The following is a 15,708-nucleotide window of genomic DNA, read 5'->3' as shown; positions in this document are numbered from 1 at the left end:
TCGGAGGCGCGGCGCCCGCCGATCCCGAGGGAGTTCCACCGCCATGCACCAGGGTCTGGCCGAGCGGTGGAACTCCATCTCGTTGCGCACGAAGATCACCGCCGTCACGGTCCTCCTGCTCACGCTGGGACTCCTCGTCTCCGGTATCGGGACGATGACGATGCTGAAGCCGCAGCTCGTCGCGCAGCTCGACGCGCAGCTGGCCGACCAGGTCCAGCGGACGGCGAGCGACCTCTCCGTCAAGGACCTCGCCGCGATCGACGAGTCCAAGGCCGACTTCGGCGCCGTCTACGACCAGTACGGCACGCTCGACAACACGAACGCGTCCGGCGCGGCCGATCCCGCCTTCCCGCAGACCTTCACCCTCGAGCAGGCGCTGCAGGGCGGCGACAAGCCGATGGAGATCTGGAGCTCCAACGGCAAGGTCGAGTACCACGTCATGTCGACGGTGTTCACGAGGGGCACCGAGTACCAGACGCTCCTGCTCGCGGTGTCGACCCGCAGCGTCGACGTCATCATGACGACGTACCTCACGATCTTCCTCGGCTTCGGAGTCGCGATCGTCGTGATCGGCGCGCTCCTCACCCGCCTGCTGGTCACCACGACGTTCGCTCCGCTGCGCGAGGTCGAGCAGACCGCCGCCGCCATCGCCGACGGCGATTTCAGCCAGCGCCTGGACGGCACGACGCCCAACACCGAGGTCGGGCGCCTCAACCGCTCCCTGAACGCGATGCTCGGGCGGATCGACTCCGCCTTCCGCGACCGCGCCCGCACGATCGACCAGATGCGCCGCTTCGTCGGCGACGCCAGCCACGAGCTGCGCACCCCGCTCGTCTCCGTCCGCGGCTACGCCGAGCTGTACAGGATGGGCGCTCTGCAGACGCCCGAGGCGGTCGGCCAGGCGATGGAGCGCATCGAGAAGGAGGCGATCCGGATGGGCGGCCTGGTCGAGGACCTCCTCGAGCTCGCACGCCTCGACGAGACGAAGCCTCTCGCGCTCGCGCCCGTGGACCTGATGCCGCTCGCCCGCGACGCCGCGATGGACGCGATGGCCTCCTGGCCCGACCGCGACTTCGGCGTCGAGACCCGCGACGACACCCCTGTCGAGACGCCTGCGCTCGAGCTCGACGAGGCCGGCGCCTCCGCCACGCAGCCCATGGAGCTGACGAACCCCGGGCTCACCGGACCGATCGCCGCGGCAGGAGCCCGGCTCGCCCGCTTCCGCCGGCGTCCGCGCCGGGTCAACGCCGAGGAGATCGCCGCCGGCACCGCCACTGCCCCCGAGGAGCCGGGCGTGCCGGCGATGGTGATGGCGGAGGAGAACAAGATCCGCCAGGTCCTGACGAACCTGATCGGCAACGCCGTCCGCTACACGCCCGAGGACACTCCGATCGAGATCGGCGTCGCCGTCGACCGCTCCCGCCGACTCGCCCTGCTGGAGGTCATCGACCACGGCGAGGGCATCCCCCCGCAGATCCGCGAGAAGATCTTCCAGCGCTTCTGGCGCGCGGACACGTCGCGGACCCGCGAGACCGGCGGCAGCGGCCTGGGGCTGGCGATCGTCTCCTCGATCGTCGCCGCGCACAAGGGCCGCGTGGACGTCGTCGAGACGCCGGGTGGAGGCGCGACCTTCCGTGTCGCGCTGCCGCTGCTGACCGTCGGTCAGAACGGCGAGACTTCCCCCGCCTCGGTCTGATCCGCACCGCGGTCCGTCTCCCGGCGGGGCCGCTCCGTTCCGCGCTCTCCTATCGACGTCCCCGGGCGGCACGGATCGATCCACCCGGGCGATCGGGATCTCGCGCACCCCGCCCGAGCGGCCGCGCACGGCTCACTCTCTCCTCCTCGGGACCACCGGGCCGCGAGCCCGCCCGCACCGCCGGAGACCAGAGCCGACGCACGTTGAACGCCGCGTCCGCGGATCCGGCGGAGTCGCCGTCCGCATCCGTCCGGCCGAGGACCTCTGCTCCCCGATCCTCCGCGTCGCGACGTGGCCCGGGCCGCACCCTGCGCGCCTCAGCTGCCGGTGCCGATCGAGAGGACCCGGAGGGTACGGGATGCGGTGCCCCCGGAGGAGAACCGCCGTCGTGATCGCGGGGTCCCGTCCAGGAGCATCTGCTTGCACGCTCGCCTGCACGCTCACGCGCACCCTCAAAGGCAGAAGGCGGCTCCCCCGGAGGGGAACCGCCTTCTGCGTGGTCGGGGCCCGGACTAGAAGTCCATGCCTCCGGTGGGGTCGCCGCCCGCGGCGACCGGGTTCTTCTCGGGCTTGTCGGCGACGACGGCCTCCGTGGTGAGGAAGAGGCCGGCGATCGACGCCGCGTTCTGCAGAGCGGAGCGCGTGACCTTGACCGGGTCGATGATGCCCGCGGCGATGAGGTCGACGTACTCGCCGGTCGCGGCGTTGAGGCCGTGTCCGGTGGGGAGCTCGCGGACCTTCGCAGCGACGACGCCGGGCTCCATGCCCGCGTTGAGGGCGATCTGCTTGAGCGGGGCGTCGATGGCGACCTTGACGATGTTCGCGCCGGTCGCCTCGTCTCCGACGAGCTCGAGCTTCTCGAAGGCGAGCTTGCCGGCCTGGATGAGGGCGACGCCACCACCGGCGACGATGCCCTCCTCGACGGCGGCCTTCGCGTTGCGGACGGCGTCCTCGATGCGGTGCTTGCGCTCCTTGAGCTCGACCTCGGTCGCCGCTCCGGCCTTGATGACCGCGACACCGCCGGCGAGCTTCGCGAGGCGCTCCTGGAGCTTCTCGCGGTCGTAGTCGCTGTCGGTGTTCTCGATCTCGCCGCGGATCTGCGCGACGCGGCCGGCGATGGCCTCGGCGTCGCCGGCACCCTCGACGATCGTGGTCTCGTCCTTGGTGATGACGACCTTGCGGGCCGAGCCGAGCAGGTCGAGGGTGACGTTCTCGAGCTTGAGGCCGACCTCCTCGGAGATGACCTGGCCGCCGGTCAGGATCGCGATGTCCTGGAGCTGCGCCTTGCGACGGTCGCCGAAGCCGGGAGCCTTGACGGCGACCGACTTGAAGATGCCGCGGATCTTGTTGACGACCAGGGTCGCCAGCGCCTCACCGTCGACGTCCTCGGCGATGATCAGCAGCTGCTTGCCCGCCTGGATCACCTTGTCGACGACGGGGAGCAGGTCCTTGATGTTCGAGACCTTGGAGTTGACGATGAGGATGTAGGGGTCCTCGAACACCGCCTCCTGGCGGTCGGGGTCGGTCACGAAGTACTGCGACAGGTAGCCCTTGTCGAAGCGCATGCCCTCGGTGAGCTCGAGCTCGGTGCCGAAGGTGTTCGACTCCTCGACGGTGACGACGCCCTCCTTGCCGACCTTGTCGATCGCCTCGGCGATGATCGCGCCGATCTCGGGGTCCGCGGCGGAGATGGAGGCGGTCGCCGCGATCTCCTCCTTGGTCTCGATCGCCTTCGCGCCGGCGATGAGCTCGGCGGTGACGGCCTTGACGGCCTTCTCGATGCCCTTCTTGAGGCTGATCGGGTCGGCGCCGGCCGCGACGTTGCGCAGGCCCTCGCGGACGAGCGCCTGAGCGAGGACGGTCGCGGTGGTGGTTCCGTCGCCGGCGACGTCGTCGGTCTTCTTGGCGACCTCCTTGACGAGCTCGGCGCCGATCTTCTCGTACGGCTCGTCGAGCTCGATCTCCTTGGCGATGGAGACGCCGTCGTTCGTGATGGTGGGAGCGCCCCACTTCTTCTCGAGGACGACGTTGCGGCCGCGCGGGCCGAGGGTCACCTTGACCGCGTCGGCCAGAGTGTTGAGTCCACGCTCGAGGCCGCGGCGGGCTTCTTCGTCAAAAGCAATGATCTTGGCCATGTGTGTTTCTCGTCCCTCCCGGACGTCGTGAAATGTCTGTGCTGGCACTCGACCGGAGCGAGTGCCAAGGTCGATTCTGGCACTCGCGGTGGACGAGTGCAAGCGACCGGCACGCGCTCCGACACGAAGGAGCCGCCGCCCGCACGAGGCGGACGACGGCTCCCGGGAGGCTCGGCGGTCAGGCCGGGCGGACCGATTCGGCCTGCGGGCCCTTCGACCCCGTGCCGACCTCGAACGCGACCTGCTGCCCCTCCTCGAGGACCTTGTACCCCGACATGTCGATCGCGGAGTAGTGGACGAAGACGTCCTGTCCGCCGCCGTCGACCGTGATGAAGCCGTAGCCCTTCTCAGCGTTGAACCACTTGACGGTTCCGTTCGCCATCTCTGTACTCCCCAGTGCTGTGATGCCCGCGGCACAAGCGATGTGCTGGTGCCTGGTCAGGAATACTAATCCGACGATCGGGCCCGGCAGGGGCTGGAGAGGGCGTCGCGGGGAAGAGTTGCCCGGGATTCAACACGGAGGAAACGTGCCCGTAACAGAGGGTCCCGATCAGCCCTGCTCGGAGGCGTAGTCGGACCCCAGGACCACGACGACGGAGCCCGTCTCGACGAAGTCCTGCGAGAGCAGGACGGTCCCCGTTCCGAGCGAGTCGACGAGACCGAGGGCCGCTCCCTCGAGCGCCGGGTCGCTGAAGTAGACCGTCGTGGCGGCGATGTCCTCGGTGTTCGCGTTCGCGACGGTCGGGACGCTCCAGCCGGCCGTCGTCAGGGCGTCGCCGGCGCTGGCGGCGAGTCCGACGGTGGCGGTGCCGTTGAGGACGGCGACGGCGAGTTCGGGATCGAGCGTCGCGGCCGCGGTCGGAGTCGCCTCGGCGGTCGCGGTGGGCGGGGTGAAGACGTCCGTGAACTGCACCCGGTCGTCGATGACCAGCAGCCCGATGAAGCCGAGCAGGACGATGACTCCGGTGGCGAGCGCCGCCCACGCGAGGGCGACGGCGCGGGCGTGGGGAGCCGGCGGCCGGCGGTGGGCGCCGACGCGCGCCTCCGTCGCCGGGACCTCGTCGAAGCGGTCTCTCGGGTGCGTGTTCGACATCGGGGGTACGGCCGGCCTTCCGTTGGTGGACTCGAGCAGCTCGTCTACTCGAGGCGCCCGAGGCGTCGCGAGGCGCGGGCGCCGGCGCGCTGATCACGGATGCGCTGCAGCCGCGTGACGAGCATCGGGTCGTGCGCGAGGGCGGCCGGAGAGGCGAGCACCGCGCTGAGCACCTGATAGTAGCGGGCGGCCGACAGTCCGAACTGGGAGCGGATCGCGTCGTCCTTGTCGCCGGAGCGGGCGGTCCACTCGCGCTCGAAGGCGAGCACCCGCAGCTCGCGCTCGGACAGACCGGTGCCCGGCCTCGGGTCCGTCGTCCTGCTCATCCCCCCAGGGTAGGCAGGCCCGCGGCCGCCGCCGGGGAGGCGCTCCGAACGGCTCGCGACCGCGTCGCGGCGCCGCGGCGGGGAGTCTCCTCCACAGCCCGCGGAGGCGGAATGGAGCCGTCGTCCCGGGGGTTGGACCAGGTGGAGGGGCGCGACCGCCCCCGTACACTGACGAGGATTCCGAGGGAGACCCATGTCGTCGTATTCCGTGAACAAGTCCGACGCCGAGTGGCGCGAGGAGCTCGACCGCGACCAGTACGCGGTCCTGCGCGAAGCGGCCACCGAGCGCCCGTGGACCGGCGAGCTGCTCGACGAGCACCGCGCCGGCCTCTACACCTGCGCCGCCTGCAGTGCCGAGCTCTTCAAGAGCGGCACCAAGTTCGACTCCGGCTGCGGCTGGCCGAGCTTCTACGAGTCCGTGAACCCGGACGCCGTCCAGCTGATCGAGGACAGCACTCTCGGCATGGTCCGCACCGAGGTCCGCTGCGCGAACTGCGGATCGCACCTGGGGCACGTCTTCCCCGACGGCTTCGGCACGCCCACCGGCGACCGCTACTGCATGAACTCGATCGCCCTGAACTTCCAGGCCGAGGGCGAGTGACCGTGCCCTCCTCCCCCGTGCTCGAGGCCGTCCTCGCGCGCCGTTCGCGCTCGAAGGTGACGCCGGAGGCTCCGGGGCACGACGAGATCGCGGCGTTCGTCTCGGCGGCGTCGCGTCTCGCCGATCACAGCTCGCTGCGCCCGTGGCGGGTCATCGAGATCCGCGGCGCCGCCCGCGACCGGGTCGGCCGCAGCTTCGCGGTCGCCTCGGGAGCGAAGAAGGACCCGCGGAAGTACATCGAGAAGACGCACCGCGCCTCCCTGCTGCTGGCCGTCGTGGTCAGCGTCAAGAAGTCGAAGGTGCCGGCCTGGGAGCAGGAGGCCGTCGCCTCGGGCGTCGCCCACGTCCTGAGCCTGCTGCTCGACGAGGCGGGCTGGGGCGTCTTCTGGCGCACCGGCTCCTACACGCGCGACAAGGCCGTGCGGAAGGCGCACCGCCTCGAGAAGGGCGAGGAGCTGCTCGGCTGGCTCTACGTCGGCCGTCCCGACGGGAAGATCGGCGGCCCCAAGCGCCCCGCTCCCGCCGAACGGCACCTCAGCATCCTCGAGCCGTGAACCCCGGCGGGCCCCGATCCGAGCGGATCCGGGGCCCGCGATAGGGTGGCCGGGCGCATGAGCGCACCTGCCGACGTGGCGCAATTGGTAGCGCACCCGACTTGTAATCGGGCGGTTACGGGTTCAAGTCCCGTCGTCGGCTCAGGAAAGGCAGAAGGCCCCGACCGCTGCGTGCGGTCGGGGCCTTCTGCCTGAGCGCGGGTTCTCCGCGTCCGGGACTCAGCCCGCGGCGGCCGGGGTCGGCTCGGAGGAGGCGGGAGCCTCGGTGGAGACCGGGGCGTCGCCGGGAGCCGGGGTCTCGGTCGAGGCAGGGGTCTCGGTCGTGGCGGGCGTCTCGCTCGGCGCCGGGGTCTCGGAGGAGGAGGGCGCGGGAGTCGCCGACGAGTACGAGTCGGCGGCGGCCGAGAGCACGAACGAGCTGAACGCGTCCGGATCGGTCAGCGAGCCCGAGTACGCCTCGCCGTTGACCAGGACGGTCGGGGTGCCGGTGACGGCGGGCACGTCCGTGCCGGGGAGCGGACCCGAGGTGGCGCGCTCGGTCGCGGCGCGGACCCAGCTCACGAAGCTCTGGTCGTCGATGCAGGTGTTCACGGCCGCCGTGTCCTCGACGCCGGCCTGCGAGGCGTAGTCCTTCAGCTGGTCGTCCGACAGGCCGTCGGTCCCCTCCGCCGGCTGGTCGGCGAAGAGCAGGGAGTTGAAGTCGAAGAAGGAGTCGGGCGAGCGGTCCGCGACGCACGCGGCGGCGTTGGCCGAGCGCTCCGAGTACTTGGTGCCGTTGGAGCGGGTCGTGAGGATGGCGATCGGGTGGATCTCGACCGTCGCGGCACCGCTGGTCACCCACTCCTTGATCTGGTCGCCGTTGGTCTTCTCGAACTGGCCGCAGTAGGGGCAGAGGTAGTCGAGGTAGACCCGGATGTCGACCGTGCCGCCCGAGGTGTCGAGCGCACTGGGAGTGGGCGTCCCGTCGGCGGCGACGGCGCCGCTCGTCTGCGCGACCATGTTCTCGCCGACGACCACGCCGTCGCTCGCCATGTTCGCCGGGCCGGGGCCCGCGGGGCGGATGCTGGAGGTGACGGCGAAGACCACGATGACGACGACCGCGATCACGACGGCGGCCAGCCCGCCCTGCAGGGCGAAGCGGCTCACACGGTCGCGGCGCTTCTGCTGCTCGCGCAGGCGGCGCGCCTTCTCTCGGGCGGCCTCTCGTCGCTGGTTCTTCGAGAGACGGTCGTTGGCTCCGCCGGTGGTCATGACAAGAACGCTCCGAATGAGAGAGGGGGAAGAAGGGGGTCGCCTGGCGCGACTCGCCGGAATCCTACGCGCGAGCCCTGGGAAACCTCCAAACGACGGATACGGGGCGCCCGACCGACGATTGTCGGCCCCGTGGCATACTGTGACGGTTGGTCGGAGTCGCCCACGCGATGATGACCATCACTTCCATTCACTCGGATCGTCCGGCACGTACCTGCCGGTGAAGGAGCAAGAACAATGGCGTCCGTAACTTTCGACCACGCGTCCCGCGTCTACCCCGGGGCCACTCGCGCCTCCGTCGACAAGCTCAACCTCGAGGTGGGCGACGGCGAGTTCCTCGTCCTCGTCGGCCCCTCCGGCTGCGGCAAGTCCACCTCCCTGCGCATGCTCGCCGGCCTCGAAGAGGTCAACGAGGGCCGCATCCTCATCGGCGACCGCAACGTCACGGACGTTCCGCCGAAGGACCGCGACATCGCGATGGTCTTCCAGAACTACGCGCTGTACCCGCACATGTCCGTCGCCGAGAACATGGGCTTCGCGCTCAAGATCGCCGGCGTGAACAAGGACGAGCGCGCCGCGCGGGTCCTCGAGGCCGCGAAGATGCTCGACCTCGAGCCCTACCTCAACCGCAAGCCGAAGGCGCTCTCCGGTGGTCAGCGCCAGCGTGTCGCGATGGGCCGCGCCATCGTCCGCAAGCCCCAGGTCTTCCTCATGGACGAGCCGCTGTCGAACCTCGACGCCAAGCTCCGCGTGTCCACCCGCACCCAGATCGGCACGCTGCAGCGCCGCCTGGGCATCACCACGGTCTACGTCACCCACGACCAGACCGAGGCGCTCACCATGGGCGACCGCATCGCGGTCCTCAAGGACGGCCTCCTCCAGCAGGTCGGATCGCCCCGCGACCTGTACGAGAACCCGAACAACGTCTTCGTGGCCGGCTTCATCGGCTCGCCCGCGATGAACCTGTTCCACGCGGACGTCACCGACGGCGGCGTCAAGTTCGGCGACACCGTCCTCCCGATCGCCCGCGAGGCGCTCGCGAAGACGAGCCAGAAGGTCGTCACGCTCGGCGTGCGCCCCGAGGACGTCACCGTCTCGACCCAGCCCGGCGGACTGCCGATCGAGGTCGACCTCATCGAGGAGCTCGGCTCGGACGGCTACCTCTACGGCCACACCGAGGTCGAGGGCCGCCGGACCGACATCGTCGCGCGCGTCGACGGCCGCGTGCACCCCACCGCGGGCGACCGCGTGTACGTGACCGCGAACCACCGCGTGCACATCTTCGACGCGGAGTCGGGCGAGCGCCTCTCCTGAGCCTCCTCCTGCACCGCACGCTGCCGCCGTCCCCTCCAGGGCGGCGGCAGCGTCGTCTGCGGCTCCCCCACCGTCCGACACGCGACACGAACGGCGCACCATGTCCGGCTCCCTGAACATCACCTCGGCCACCGTCGACCCGGCCCTGCTCGACCTGCCGTGGAACCTGCGGCTCGACGACTGGCCCGACGAGTACATCGCCGCTCTGCCGAAGGGCATCTCGCGGCACACGGTCCGCTTCGCGCACCTCTCCGGACACGTCGTCGCCGTCAAGGAGACGACGGCCGAGATGTCGCGGCGCGAGTACGAGATGCTGAAGACGCTGCAGCGCCTCGACGTGCCGTGCGTGGTGCCGGGCGCCGTGATCACGAACCGCACCGACGACGAGGGTGAGGCCCTGCCCGCGGTGCTGGTCACCCGTCACCTCAAGTTCTCGCTCCCCTACCGGGCGCTGTTCTCGCAGACGCTGCGGCCGGACACGGCGACCCGCCTGGTCGACGCGCTGGCGCTCCTCCTGGTCCGCCTGCACGTGATCGGCTTCTTCTGGGGCGACGTGTCGCTCTCGAACACCCTCTTCCGGCGCGATGCCGGCGCCTTCGCCGCCTACCTGGTCGATGCGGAGACCGGGCAGCTCTACTCGGGCGGCCTCTCGAACGGCCAGCGCGAGAACGATCTGGAGATCGCCCGCGTCAACATCGCCGGTGAGCTGCTCGACCTCGAGGCGGGCGGACGCGTCGACGACGACCTCGACCCGATCACCGTCTCCGACGGCATCGTCGCGGCGTACCGCAGCCTCTGGAAGGAGCTGACCGGTGCGGAGTCGTTCGCGACCTCGGAGCGCTGGCGGATCAACGACCGCGTGAACCGGCTGAACGAGCTGGGCTTCGACATCGAGGAGCTCGCGATCAAGACCGACGAGGCCGGATCGACGGTGCGGATCCAGCCGAAGGTGGTCGACGCCGGCCACCACCAGCGGCGGCTGCTCCGTCTCACCGGGCTGGACGCGCAGGAGAACCAGGCGCGGCGCCTGCTGAACGACCTCGACTCGTACACGGCGACCTACGACAAGCAGGGCCTGGACGAGGAGATGGTGGCGCACGAGTGGCTGGCGCAGGTGTTCGAGCCGGTCATCCGCTCGATCCCCCGTGATCTCAAGGGTCGCCTGGAGCCGGCCGAGATGTTCCATCAGCTGCTCGAGCACCGCTGGTTCATGTCGCAGCAGCAGGCGCGCGACGTCCCCCTGGCGGAGGCGGTCACCGCCTACGTGAACGACATCCTGCGTCACCGCCGCGACGAGGCGACGGTCATCGCTCCTCCCACCGAGGCGCTGACCCTCCCGAACCTCGTCCTCGACGAGTCCGGCGACGCCGAGCTCACCGACGAGGACGCCGACGTCGACTGGACGAAGAACGTCTGACCCCTCCCACTTCAAGAGGGCCCGCGCTGTCCGCACGGGCCCTCTTCGCATTCCCGCCCGCCGAAGGCGGCGCCCGTTCCCGCTCGCCGAAGGCGGCGCCCATTCCCGCTCGCCGAAGGCGGCGCCCATTCCCGCTCGCCGCAGGCGGCGCCCGTCTCCGCTCGCCGCAGGCGGCGCCTCACCCCCTCCAGCCCCGTAGCGCGGGCGCCGGCGCGGTGAGCTGCAAGGCGGAGGAGGAAGCGATACCGGCGGTATCGCGCCCGACGACAACGCCGCAGATCGCCGTGCCGGCGCCCGCGCGCGCGCTACTCGGAGCGGAGTCTGGAGATCTCGTAGAGCGCCACCGACGCCGCGATCCCGGCGTTCAAGGATTCCGTGGCGGAGCTGATCGGGATGGAGACGACGGCGTCGCACTGCTCGGTGACGAGCCGGGAGAGGCCCTTGCCCTCGCTGCCGACGACGACGAGGAGCGGCCGGTCGGCGAGTTCGAGGCCGGGCAGCATCACGTCGCCGTCGCCGTCGAGTCCGATGACGAAGACGCCCGCGCGCTTGAAGTCCTTGATCATGGCGGTGAGGTTGGACGCCATCGCGACGGGGATGCGTGCGGCGGCTCCGGCGGAGGTCTTCCAGGCGGCGGAGTTGAGGCCGACGGAGCGGCGCTGCGGGACGATGACGCCCTGTCCGCCGAACGCGGCGACGGAGCGGATGATCGCTCCGAGGTTGCGCGGGTCGGTGATGCCGTCGAGCGCGACGAGGAGGGGGACGGCTCCGCGGGAGACGCTGCGCTCGAGCAGGTCGCTCGGGTGGGCGTACTCGTAGGGCGGCACCTTGAGCACGAGGCCCTGGTGCACCGAGTCGGGGCCGGCGAGGCGGTCGAGCTCCGGGCGCATGACCTCGAGCACGGGCAGGCCGCGGGCGGTGGCGATCTTCAGCGCCTCCTTGACCCGGTCGTCCATCTCGATGCGGGTCGCCAGGTAGAGGGTCGTCGCCGGGATGCTGGCGCGCAGCGCCTCGAGGACCGAGTTGCGGCCCGTCACCATCTCGAAGTCGTCGCCGCTCTTGGGCTTGCGCGACGGAGCGGGGCGCCCCTGTCCGCGGGCGGCCGCGGTGAGGGCTCCGCCGGGGCGGCCCTTGCCGCCGGCGGCGACGAAGCGCTCGCGCGCGAGCTTCGCCTTGCCTGCGGGGTGGTACGGCCGGTCCTCGGCCTTGGGCGTGGGCTTCTTGCCCTCGAGGGCCTGACGGCCCTGACCGCCGGAACCGACGGCCTTGCCCTTGCTCTTCTTTCGGACCGCTCCGGGGCGGCCGGGCTTATTCGCCATCGAGACTCCAATGCGCACCCGTCTGGGTGTCTTCGATCGTGATTCCCGCCGCGGCGAGATCGGTTCGGATGCGGTCGGCGCTCGCCCAGTCGCGCTGCTCGCGCGCGGTCTGGCGTTCGGCGACCAGGCGGTCGACCAGCACGCTGAGCGCGCGGTACGAGGGTTCGTCGTCGGAGCGCGCCCACTCGGGCGCCTCCGGGTCGATGCCGAGCACGGCCGCCATCGCGAGCACCTGGGTGCGCAGGGCCGAGACGGAGCCGAGGTCCTCGGCGTCGAGGGCGGCGTTGCCGGCGCGCACGGTCTCGTGCAGGACGCCGATGGCCTGCGGGACGGACAGGTCGTCGTCCATCGCCTCGGCGAACTCCTCCGGGACCACGGGCTCGCCGAGCGCGGCGAACCGCGTGCCGTCGAGGCGGCGGCGGGAGCGCTCGAGGAAGCCCTCGATCCGCTCCAGCGCCGCTTCGGCCTCCTCGAGGGCTCCGTCGTGGAACTCGAGGGTGGAGCGGTAGTGGGCGGAGCCGAGGTAGTAGCGGACGACGAGCGGGCGGGCCGCGTCGAGCAGCTCGGAGGCGAACACCGAGTTGCCGAGCGACTTGCTCATCTTCTGGCCGGTGACGGACACCAGTCCGTTGTGCAGCCAGTAGCTGGCGAAGGCGTGGCCGGCGGCGCTGGACTGGGCGAGCTCGTTCTCGTGGTGGGGGAAGCGCAGGTCGAGTCCGCCGCCGTGGATGTCGAACTGGGTGCCGAGGTACTTCGTCGACATCGCGGAGCACTCGATGTGCCAGCCGGGGCGTCCGGCGCCCCACGGGGATGCCCAGGCGGCCGACTCGGGCTCCTCCGGCTTGGCGCCCTTCCAGAGCGCGAAGTCGTGCGGGTCGCGCTTGCCGCGCGGGTCGGCGTCGGTCGCCGCCTCCATGCTCTCGAGGCGCTGGTGGGTGAGCGAGCCGTAGTCCGGCCAGGACCGCGTGTCGAAGTAGACGTCGCCGGAGTCGTCGGGCGCCGGGTAGGCGTGACCGCGCTCGATCAGGGCCTGGATGTGCGTGATCATCTCGGCGATGCTCGCGGTCGCGCGCGGCTCGTAGGTCGGCGGGAGGATGCCGAGGGCCGTGTACGCGGCGGTGAACTCGAGCTCGACGCGGTAGGCGAGGGCCCACCACTGCTCGACCGGCGCGCCCTCGGGCGCCCGACGCCGCGCATCCTCGGCGATGGCGAGGATCTTGTCGTCGATGTCGGTGACGTTGCGCACCAGGGTGACCTGGAAGCCGCGGTACGCCAGCCAGCGGCGCAGCTGGTCGTAGGCGAGCGCGGACCGCAGGTGCCCGATGTGGGGCGAGGACTGCACGGTGGGTCCGCAGACGTACATCCCGACCTCGTTCTCGCGGAGGGGGACGAAATCGACGAGGGCCTGGGCCTTCGAGTCATGCAGTCGCAGAGTCACGCGGGCGAGTTTACCGGGCGGACCGCTGCCGGCCGGGTCGGCGGCGGCGTCCGGGGACTACCGGGCGATCGCGGGGGCGGGGAGGACGAGCGCGGTCGCGGTCGCGGCGACCCCCTCGCCCCGGCCGGTGAAGCCGAGCGCGTCGGAGGTGGTGGCGGCGACGCTGACCGGTGCGCCGAGCAGATCCGAGAGCAGCCTCTGCGCCTCCTCGCGCCGCGGCGAGAACGTCGGGCGGTTGCCGATGAGCTGCACCGAGACGTTGCCGATGGCGAAGCCCGCGGCCTCGACCAGTTCGCGGGTGGCGCGGAGGAAGACCTCGCCGTGGGCGTCCGCGAAGCGCGGGTCGGCCGTGCCGAAGCGGGAGCCGATGTCGCCGAGACCCGCCGCCGCCAGGAGCGCGTCGCAGATCGCGTGGGCGACCGGGTCGCCGTCGCTGTGCCCGGACAGTCCCCGCTCCCCCGGCCAGTGCAGCCCGGCGAGCCAGAGCGGCGACGCGTCGTCGAACGCGTGCACGTCCGTGCCGATGCCGACGCGCGGCACGACGACGGCGGGCGGCGGTGCGAGCACCTGCTCCGCGCGGGCCAGGTCCCAGGGGGTGGTGATCTTGAAGGCGAGCGGGTCGCCCGCGACGACGACCGAGGGACTGCCGCGCGAGGCGAGGAGCGCCGCGTCGTCGGTGAAGTCCTCCTGTGCCGAGGCGTAGGCCTCGTTGAGGAGCGCGCGAGGGAAGCCCTGCGGCGTCTGGACCGCGGCGAGCTCGGAGCGGTCCACCGTGCCGAGGATCCCGCCGTCGGCGCGGATGCGCTTGATGGTGTCGGTGACCGGCAGGCCGGGGATCACTCCGCCGCCCGTGGCCCGGACCGCCGCGATCACCCGCTCGAACTGGTCGACGGGCGTGAGCGCGCGGGCGGCGTCGTGGACGAGCACCGTCTCGACGGCCGGGTCGAGCGCACGCAGTCCCCGAGCGACCGACTCCTGGCGGCTGGCGCCTCCGGCGACGACGCTGACGGAGCCGTCCGGGGCTCCGGCGGCGTGCGCGAGCGCGGCCGTCTCCTCGAGGAGGGCGGCGGGCGCCACGACGACGATCTGCACGGGCTCCGCGAGCAGCAGCACCGTGCGCAGGCTGCGCTCGAGGATCGTCCTCCCCGCGCAGTCGACGTAGGCCTTGGGGCGCTCGCGGCCGAGCCTCGTGCCGCTGCCTGCGGCGACGACGACGACGGCCGCGGTCGGCGCGCCGGCGGGATCGCTCAGGATGCGAGGACCTCGTCGAGGAGCACGGAGGCGGCGTCCTCGTCGGTCTTCTCGGCCAGGGCGAGCTCGGAGACGAGGATCTGGCGGGCCTTGGCGAGCATGCTCTTCTCCCCCGCTGAGAGGCCGCGCTCGCGGTCGCGGCGGGTCAGGTCGCGGACGACCTCGGAGACCTTGACGACGTCGCCGGACCCCAGCTTCTCGAGGTTGGCCTTGTAGCGGCGCGACCAGTTGGTCGGCTCCTCGACGACCTCGGCGCGCAGGACCTCGAACACGCGGTCGACGCCCTCGCGGCCGATGACGTCGCGGACGCCGACCAGGTCGACGTTGTCGGCGGGCACCTCGATGACGAGGTCTCCCTGTGCGACGCGGAGCTTCAGGTACGTCTTCTCCTGGCCCTTGATCGTCCGGGTCTTCACCTCGGCGATCGTGGCGGCTCCGTGATGGGGGTAGACGACCGTCTCTCCGACCTCGAACTGCATGCGACGTCCTTTCAGCGGCGGACAGATTACCATGCGCGCCGAGCGGGACGGGAGTCCGGACGGGCGGAGCCGCGGTGCTCGCTACGCTAGCCTGGTGTCGGCTCGTGCACAGTGAAGTCGCCCTGTCCGGGGCGAGCGGGGCCGACGATCTGGAGGTTCCTGTGAAGGCGCGTATCGCTGCATCCGTCGTTCTCGCGGTCGGCGTCGCCCTCGCTACCGCCGGCTGCAACCTCGTCGCCCCGCAGGCGACGCGCAAGATCTACGACCCGAGCGACGGGGTCGGCGCGACGATCGGCGATCTCGCCATCCGCAACGCGATGATCGTCTCGGACGACGGCGAGGCCGGCACCCTGATCGTGACGCTCGTGAACTCCACCGACGAGGCGCTGAGCGTCGAGGTGCAGTACGAAGGCTCCGCGGGCCGCACCAGCGACACCGTCGACGCCGTCCCTGGCCGCACCGAGGTGCGCCCCGACAGCACCGAGGCCGTCCAGATGGACGACATCGGCACCATCCCGGGCGGCCTGCTCCCCGTCTACTTCCAGTACGGCTCCGAGCAGGGCAAGGAGCTCCTCGTCCCCGTCCTGACGAACGCCCTCGAGGCGTACTCGACGCTGACCCCCGCGCCCTCCGCGACGCCGACCGTCACCCCGACGGCCGACCCCGCTCGGACCGCGCTCCCCACTCCCACCGCCGAGCCCGGCGTCGACGCTCCCACCGCGGAGTAGCCCCCTCCGTCGTCGAGGGCCGTCCACCCCGGTGGGCGGCCCTTCGTCGTCCTCGCCGGTCTCGATCCGCCGACTCCGCCGTCTTTTCGATCCCCCTGCCCCGAGC

At 71.4% G+C, this 15,708-nt stretch carries 15 protein-coding genes and 1 tRNA gene; 7 read left to right on the top strand and 9 right to left on the bottom strand.

The window, feature by feature from the left end; all coding sequences use genetic code 11:
• Positions 1-43: 43 nt before the first annotated feature.
• Entirely contained in the window at positions 44-1,696 is a 1,653-nt protein-coding gene (locus C5D44_RS15255) for a HAMP domain-containing sensor histidine kinase (RefSeq protein ID WP_104277702.1), read from the top strand.
• A 512-nt stretch (positions 1,697-2,208) separates the two neighbouring features.
• On the opposite strand, the gene groL is transcribed toward C5D44_RS15255, so the two are convergent.
• From groL to C5D44_RS15235, 4 genes are all read right to left on the bottom strand, one after another.
• A complete protein-coding gene (gene groL / locus C5D44_RS15250; RefSeq protein ID WP_104224600.1) occupies positions 2,209-3,831 on the bottom strand; it encodes a chaperonin GroEL in 1,623 nt (540 codons plus the stop codon).
• 178 nt (positions 3,832-4,009) lie between these two features.
• Positions 4,010-4,213, bottom strand: coding sequence for a cold-shock protein (locus C5D44_RS15245; RefSeq protein WP_104224599.1), 204 nt, complete (start codon positions 4,211-4,213; stop codon positions 4,010-4,012).
• Positions 4,214-4,381: 168 nt separating this feature from the next.
• Positions 4,382-4,924 carry a LytR C-terminal domain-containing protein gene (locus C5D44_RS15240; RefSeq protein ID WP_104277701.1) on the bottom strand — a complete coding sequence of 181 codons (543 nt, stop codon included), beginning with the start codon at positions 4,922-4,924 and terminating at the stop codon, positions 4,382-4,384.
• 44 nt (positions 4,925-4,968) lie between these two features.
• Positions 4,969-5,250, bottom strand: coding sequence for a DUF3263 domain-containing protein (locus tag C5D44_RS15235; RefSeq protein WP_104224597.1), 282 nt, complete (start codon positions 5,248-5,250; stop codon positions 4,969-4,971).
• Positions 5,251-5,443: 193 nt separating this feature from the next.
• Here C5D44_RS15235 and msrB point away from each other — a divergent pair, with 193 nt between their 5' ends.
• The 3 genes from msrB to C5D44_RS15220 all read left to right on the top strand — a co-directional run bounded on the left by msrB (position 5,444) and on the right by C5D44_RS15220 (position 6,547).
• Positions 5,444-5,851 (top strand): peptide-methionine (R)-S-oxide reductase MsrB, encoded by a 408-nt coding sequence (gene msrB / locus C5D44_RS15230; RefSeq protein ID WP_104277700.1) that lies wholly within the window; start codon positions 5,444-5,446, stop codon positions 5,849-5,851.
• Positions 5,848-6,405 carry a nitroreductase family protein gene (locus C5D44_RS15225; protein ID WP_104277699.1) on the top strand — a complete coding sequence of 186 codons (558 nt, stop codon included), beginning with the start codon at positions 5,848-5,850 and terminating at the stop codon, positions 6,403-6,405. The genes msrB and C5D44_RS15225 overlap by 4 nt, the downstream gene beginning before the upstream one ends.
• Before the next feature lie 69 nt (positions 6,406-6,474).
• Positions 6,475-6,547 (top strand) — tRNA-Thr (locus tag C5D44_RS15220).
• Between the two features lie 77 nt (positions 6,548-6,624).
• On the opposite strand, the gene C5D44_RS15215 is transcribed toward C5D44_RS15220, so the two are convergent.
• Entirely contained in the window at positions 6,625-7,656 is a 1,032-nt protein-coding gene (locus C5D44_RS15215; RefSeq protein WP_104282143.1) for a thioredoxin domain-containing protein, read from the bottom strand.
• Between the two features lie 237 nt (positions 7,657-7,893).
• Between C5D44_RS15215 and C5D44_RS15210 the strand changes: the two genes are divergently transcribed.
• Both C5D44_RS15210 and C5D44_RS15205 read left to right on the top strand, forming a co-directional pair.
• On the top strand, positions 7,894-8,970 hold the full coding sequence (locus C5D44_RS15210) for an ABC transporter ATP-binding protein (protein ID WP_104224593.1): 1,077 nt from the start codon (positions 7,894-7,896) through the stop codon (positions 8,968-8,970).
• A gap of 100 nt (positions 8,971-9,070) precedes the next feature.
• Complete coding sequence (locus C5D44_RS15205; protein ID WP_104226481.1) at positions 9,071-10,387, top strand: DUF4032 domain-containing protein; 1,317 nt, start codon at positions 9,071-9,073, stop codon at positions 10,385-10,387.
• Between the two features lie 305 nt (positions 10,388-10,692).
• Here the strand turns inward: C5D44_RS15205 and rlmB are convergent, their stop codons facing one another.
• From rlmB to C5D44_RS15185, 4 genes are read right to left on the bottom strand one after another with little or no spacing between them, the layout of a single operon-like run.
• Entirely contained in the window at positions 10,693-11,706 is a 1,014-nt protein-coding gene (rlmB, locus tag C5D44_RS15200; RefSeq protein WP_104277697.1) for a 23S rRNA (guanosine(2251)-2'-O)-methyltransferase RlmB, read from the bottom strand.
• A complete protein-coding gene (cysS, locus tag C5D44_RS15195; protein WP_104282142.1) occupies positions 11,696-13,144 on the bottom strand; it encodes a cysteine--tRNA ligase in 1,449 nt (482 codons plus the stop codon). Before cysS ends, rlmB begins: the two co-directional genes overlap by 11 nt.
• 57 nt (positions 13,145-13,201) lie before the next feature.
• On the bottom strand, positions 13,202-14,398 hold the full coding sequence (ispD, locus tag C5D44_RS15190) for a 2-C-methyl-D-erythritol 4-phosphate cytidylyltransferase (RefSeq protein WP_181118533.1): 1,197 nt from the start codon (positions 14,396-14,398) through the stop codon (positions 13,202-13,204).
• The gene (locus C5D44_RS15185; protein WP_104277695.1) at positions 14,392-14,874 is read right to left on the bottom strand and encodes a CarD family transcriptional regulator; all 483 of its coding nucleotides are present in this window, start codon (positions 14,872-14,874) and stop codon (positions 14,392-14,394) included. The genes ispD and C5D44_RS15185 overlap by 7 nt, the downstream gene beginning before the upstream one ends.
• A gap of 161 nt (positions 14,875-15,035) precedes the next feature.
• On the opposite strand from C5D44_RS15185, the gene C5D44_RS15180 reads away from it, so the two are divergent.
• Complete coding sequence (locus C5D44_RS15180; RefSeq protein WP_104277694.1) at positions 15,036-15,602, top strand: hypothetical protein; 567 nt, start codon at positions 15,036-15,038, stop codon at positions 15,600-15,602.
• Positions 15,603-15,708: the final 106 nt, after the last annotated feature.

Origin of the sequence: Rathayibacter sp. AY1B5, from assembly GCF_002932795.1 — a bacterium.
Taxonomy (GTDB): domain Bacteria; phylum Actinomycetota; class Actinomycetes; order Actinomycetales; family Microbacteriaceae; genus Rathayibacter.
This window is presented reverse-complemented; position numbering and strand designations above follow the sequence as displayed.

Coding starts and splice junctions, on each gene's coding strand:
- C5D44_RS15245 (WP_104224599.1), bottom strand. CDS start 4,213: ATGGCGAACGGAACCGTCAAGTGGTTCAACGCTGAGAAGGGCTACGGC.
- msrB (WP_104277700.1), top strand. CDS start 5,444: ATGTCGTCGTATTCCGTGAACAAGTCCGACGCCGAGTGGCGCGAGGAG.
- groL (WP_104224600.1), bottom strand. CDS start 3,831: ATGGCCAAGATCATTGCTTTTGACGAAGAAGCCCGCCGCGGCCTCGAG.
- C5D44_RS15205 (WP_104226481.1), top strand. CDS start 9,071: ATGTCCGGCTCCCTGAACATCACCTCGGCCACCGTCGACCCGGCCCTG.
- C5D44_RS15235 (WP_104224597.1), bottom strand. CDS start 5,250: ATGAGCAGGACGACGGACCCGAGGCCGGGCACCGGTCTGTCCGAGCGC.
- C5D44_RS15255 (WP_104277702.1), top strand. CDS start 44: ATGCACCAGGGTCTGGCCGAGCGGTGGAACTCCATCTCGTTGCGCACG.
- C5D44_RS15215 (WP_104282143.1), bottom strand. CDS start 7,656: ATGACCACCGGCGGAGCCAACGACCGTCTCTCGAAGAACCAGCGACGA.
- C5D44_RS15240 (WP_104277701.1), bottom strand. CDS start 4,924: ATGTCGAACACGCACCCGAGAGACCGCTTCGACGAGGTCCCGGCGACG.
- C5D44_RS15185 (WP_104277695.1), bottom strand. CDS start 14,874: ATGCAGTTCGAGGTCGGAGAGACGGTCGTCTACCCCCATCACGGAGCC.
- rlmB (WP_104277697.1), bottom strand. CDS start 11,706: ATGGCGAATAAGCCCGGCCGCCCCGGAGCGGTCCGAAAGAAGAGCAAG.
- C5D44_RS15210 (WP_104224593.1), top strand. CDS start 7,894: ATGGCGTCCGTAACTTTCGACCACGCGTCCCGCGTCTACCCCGGGGCC.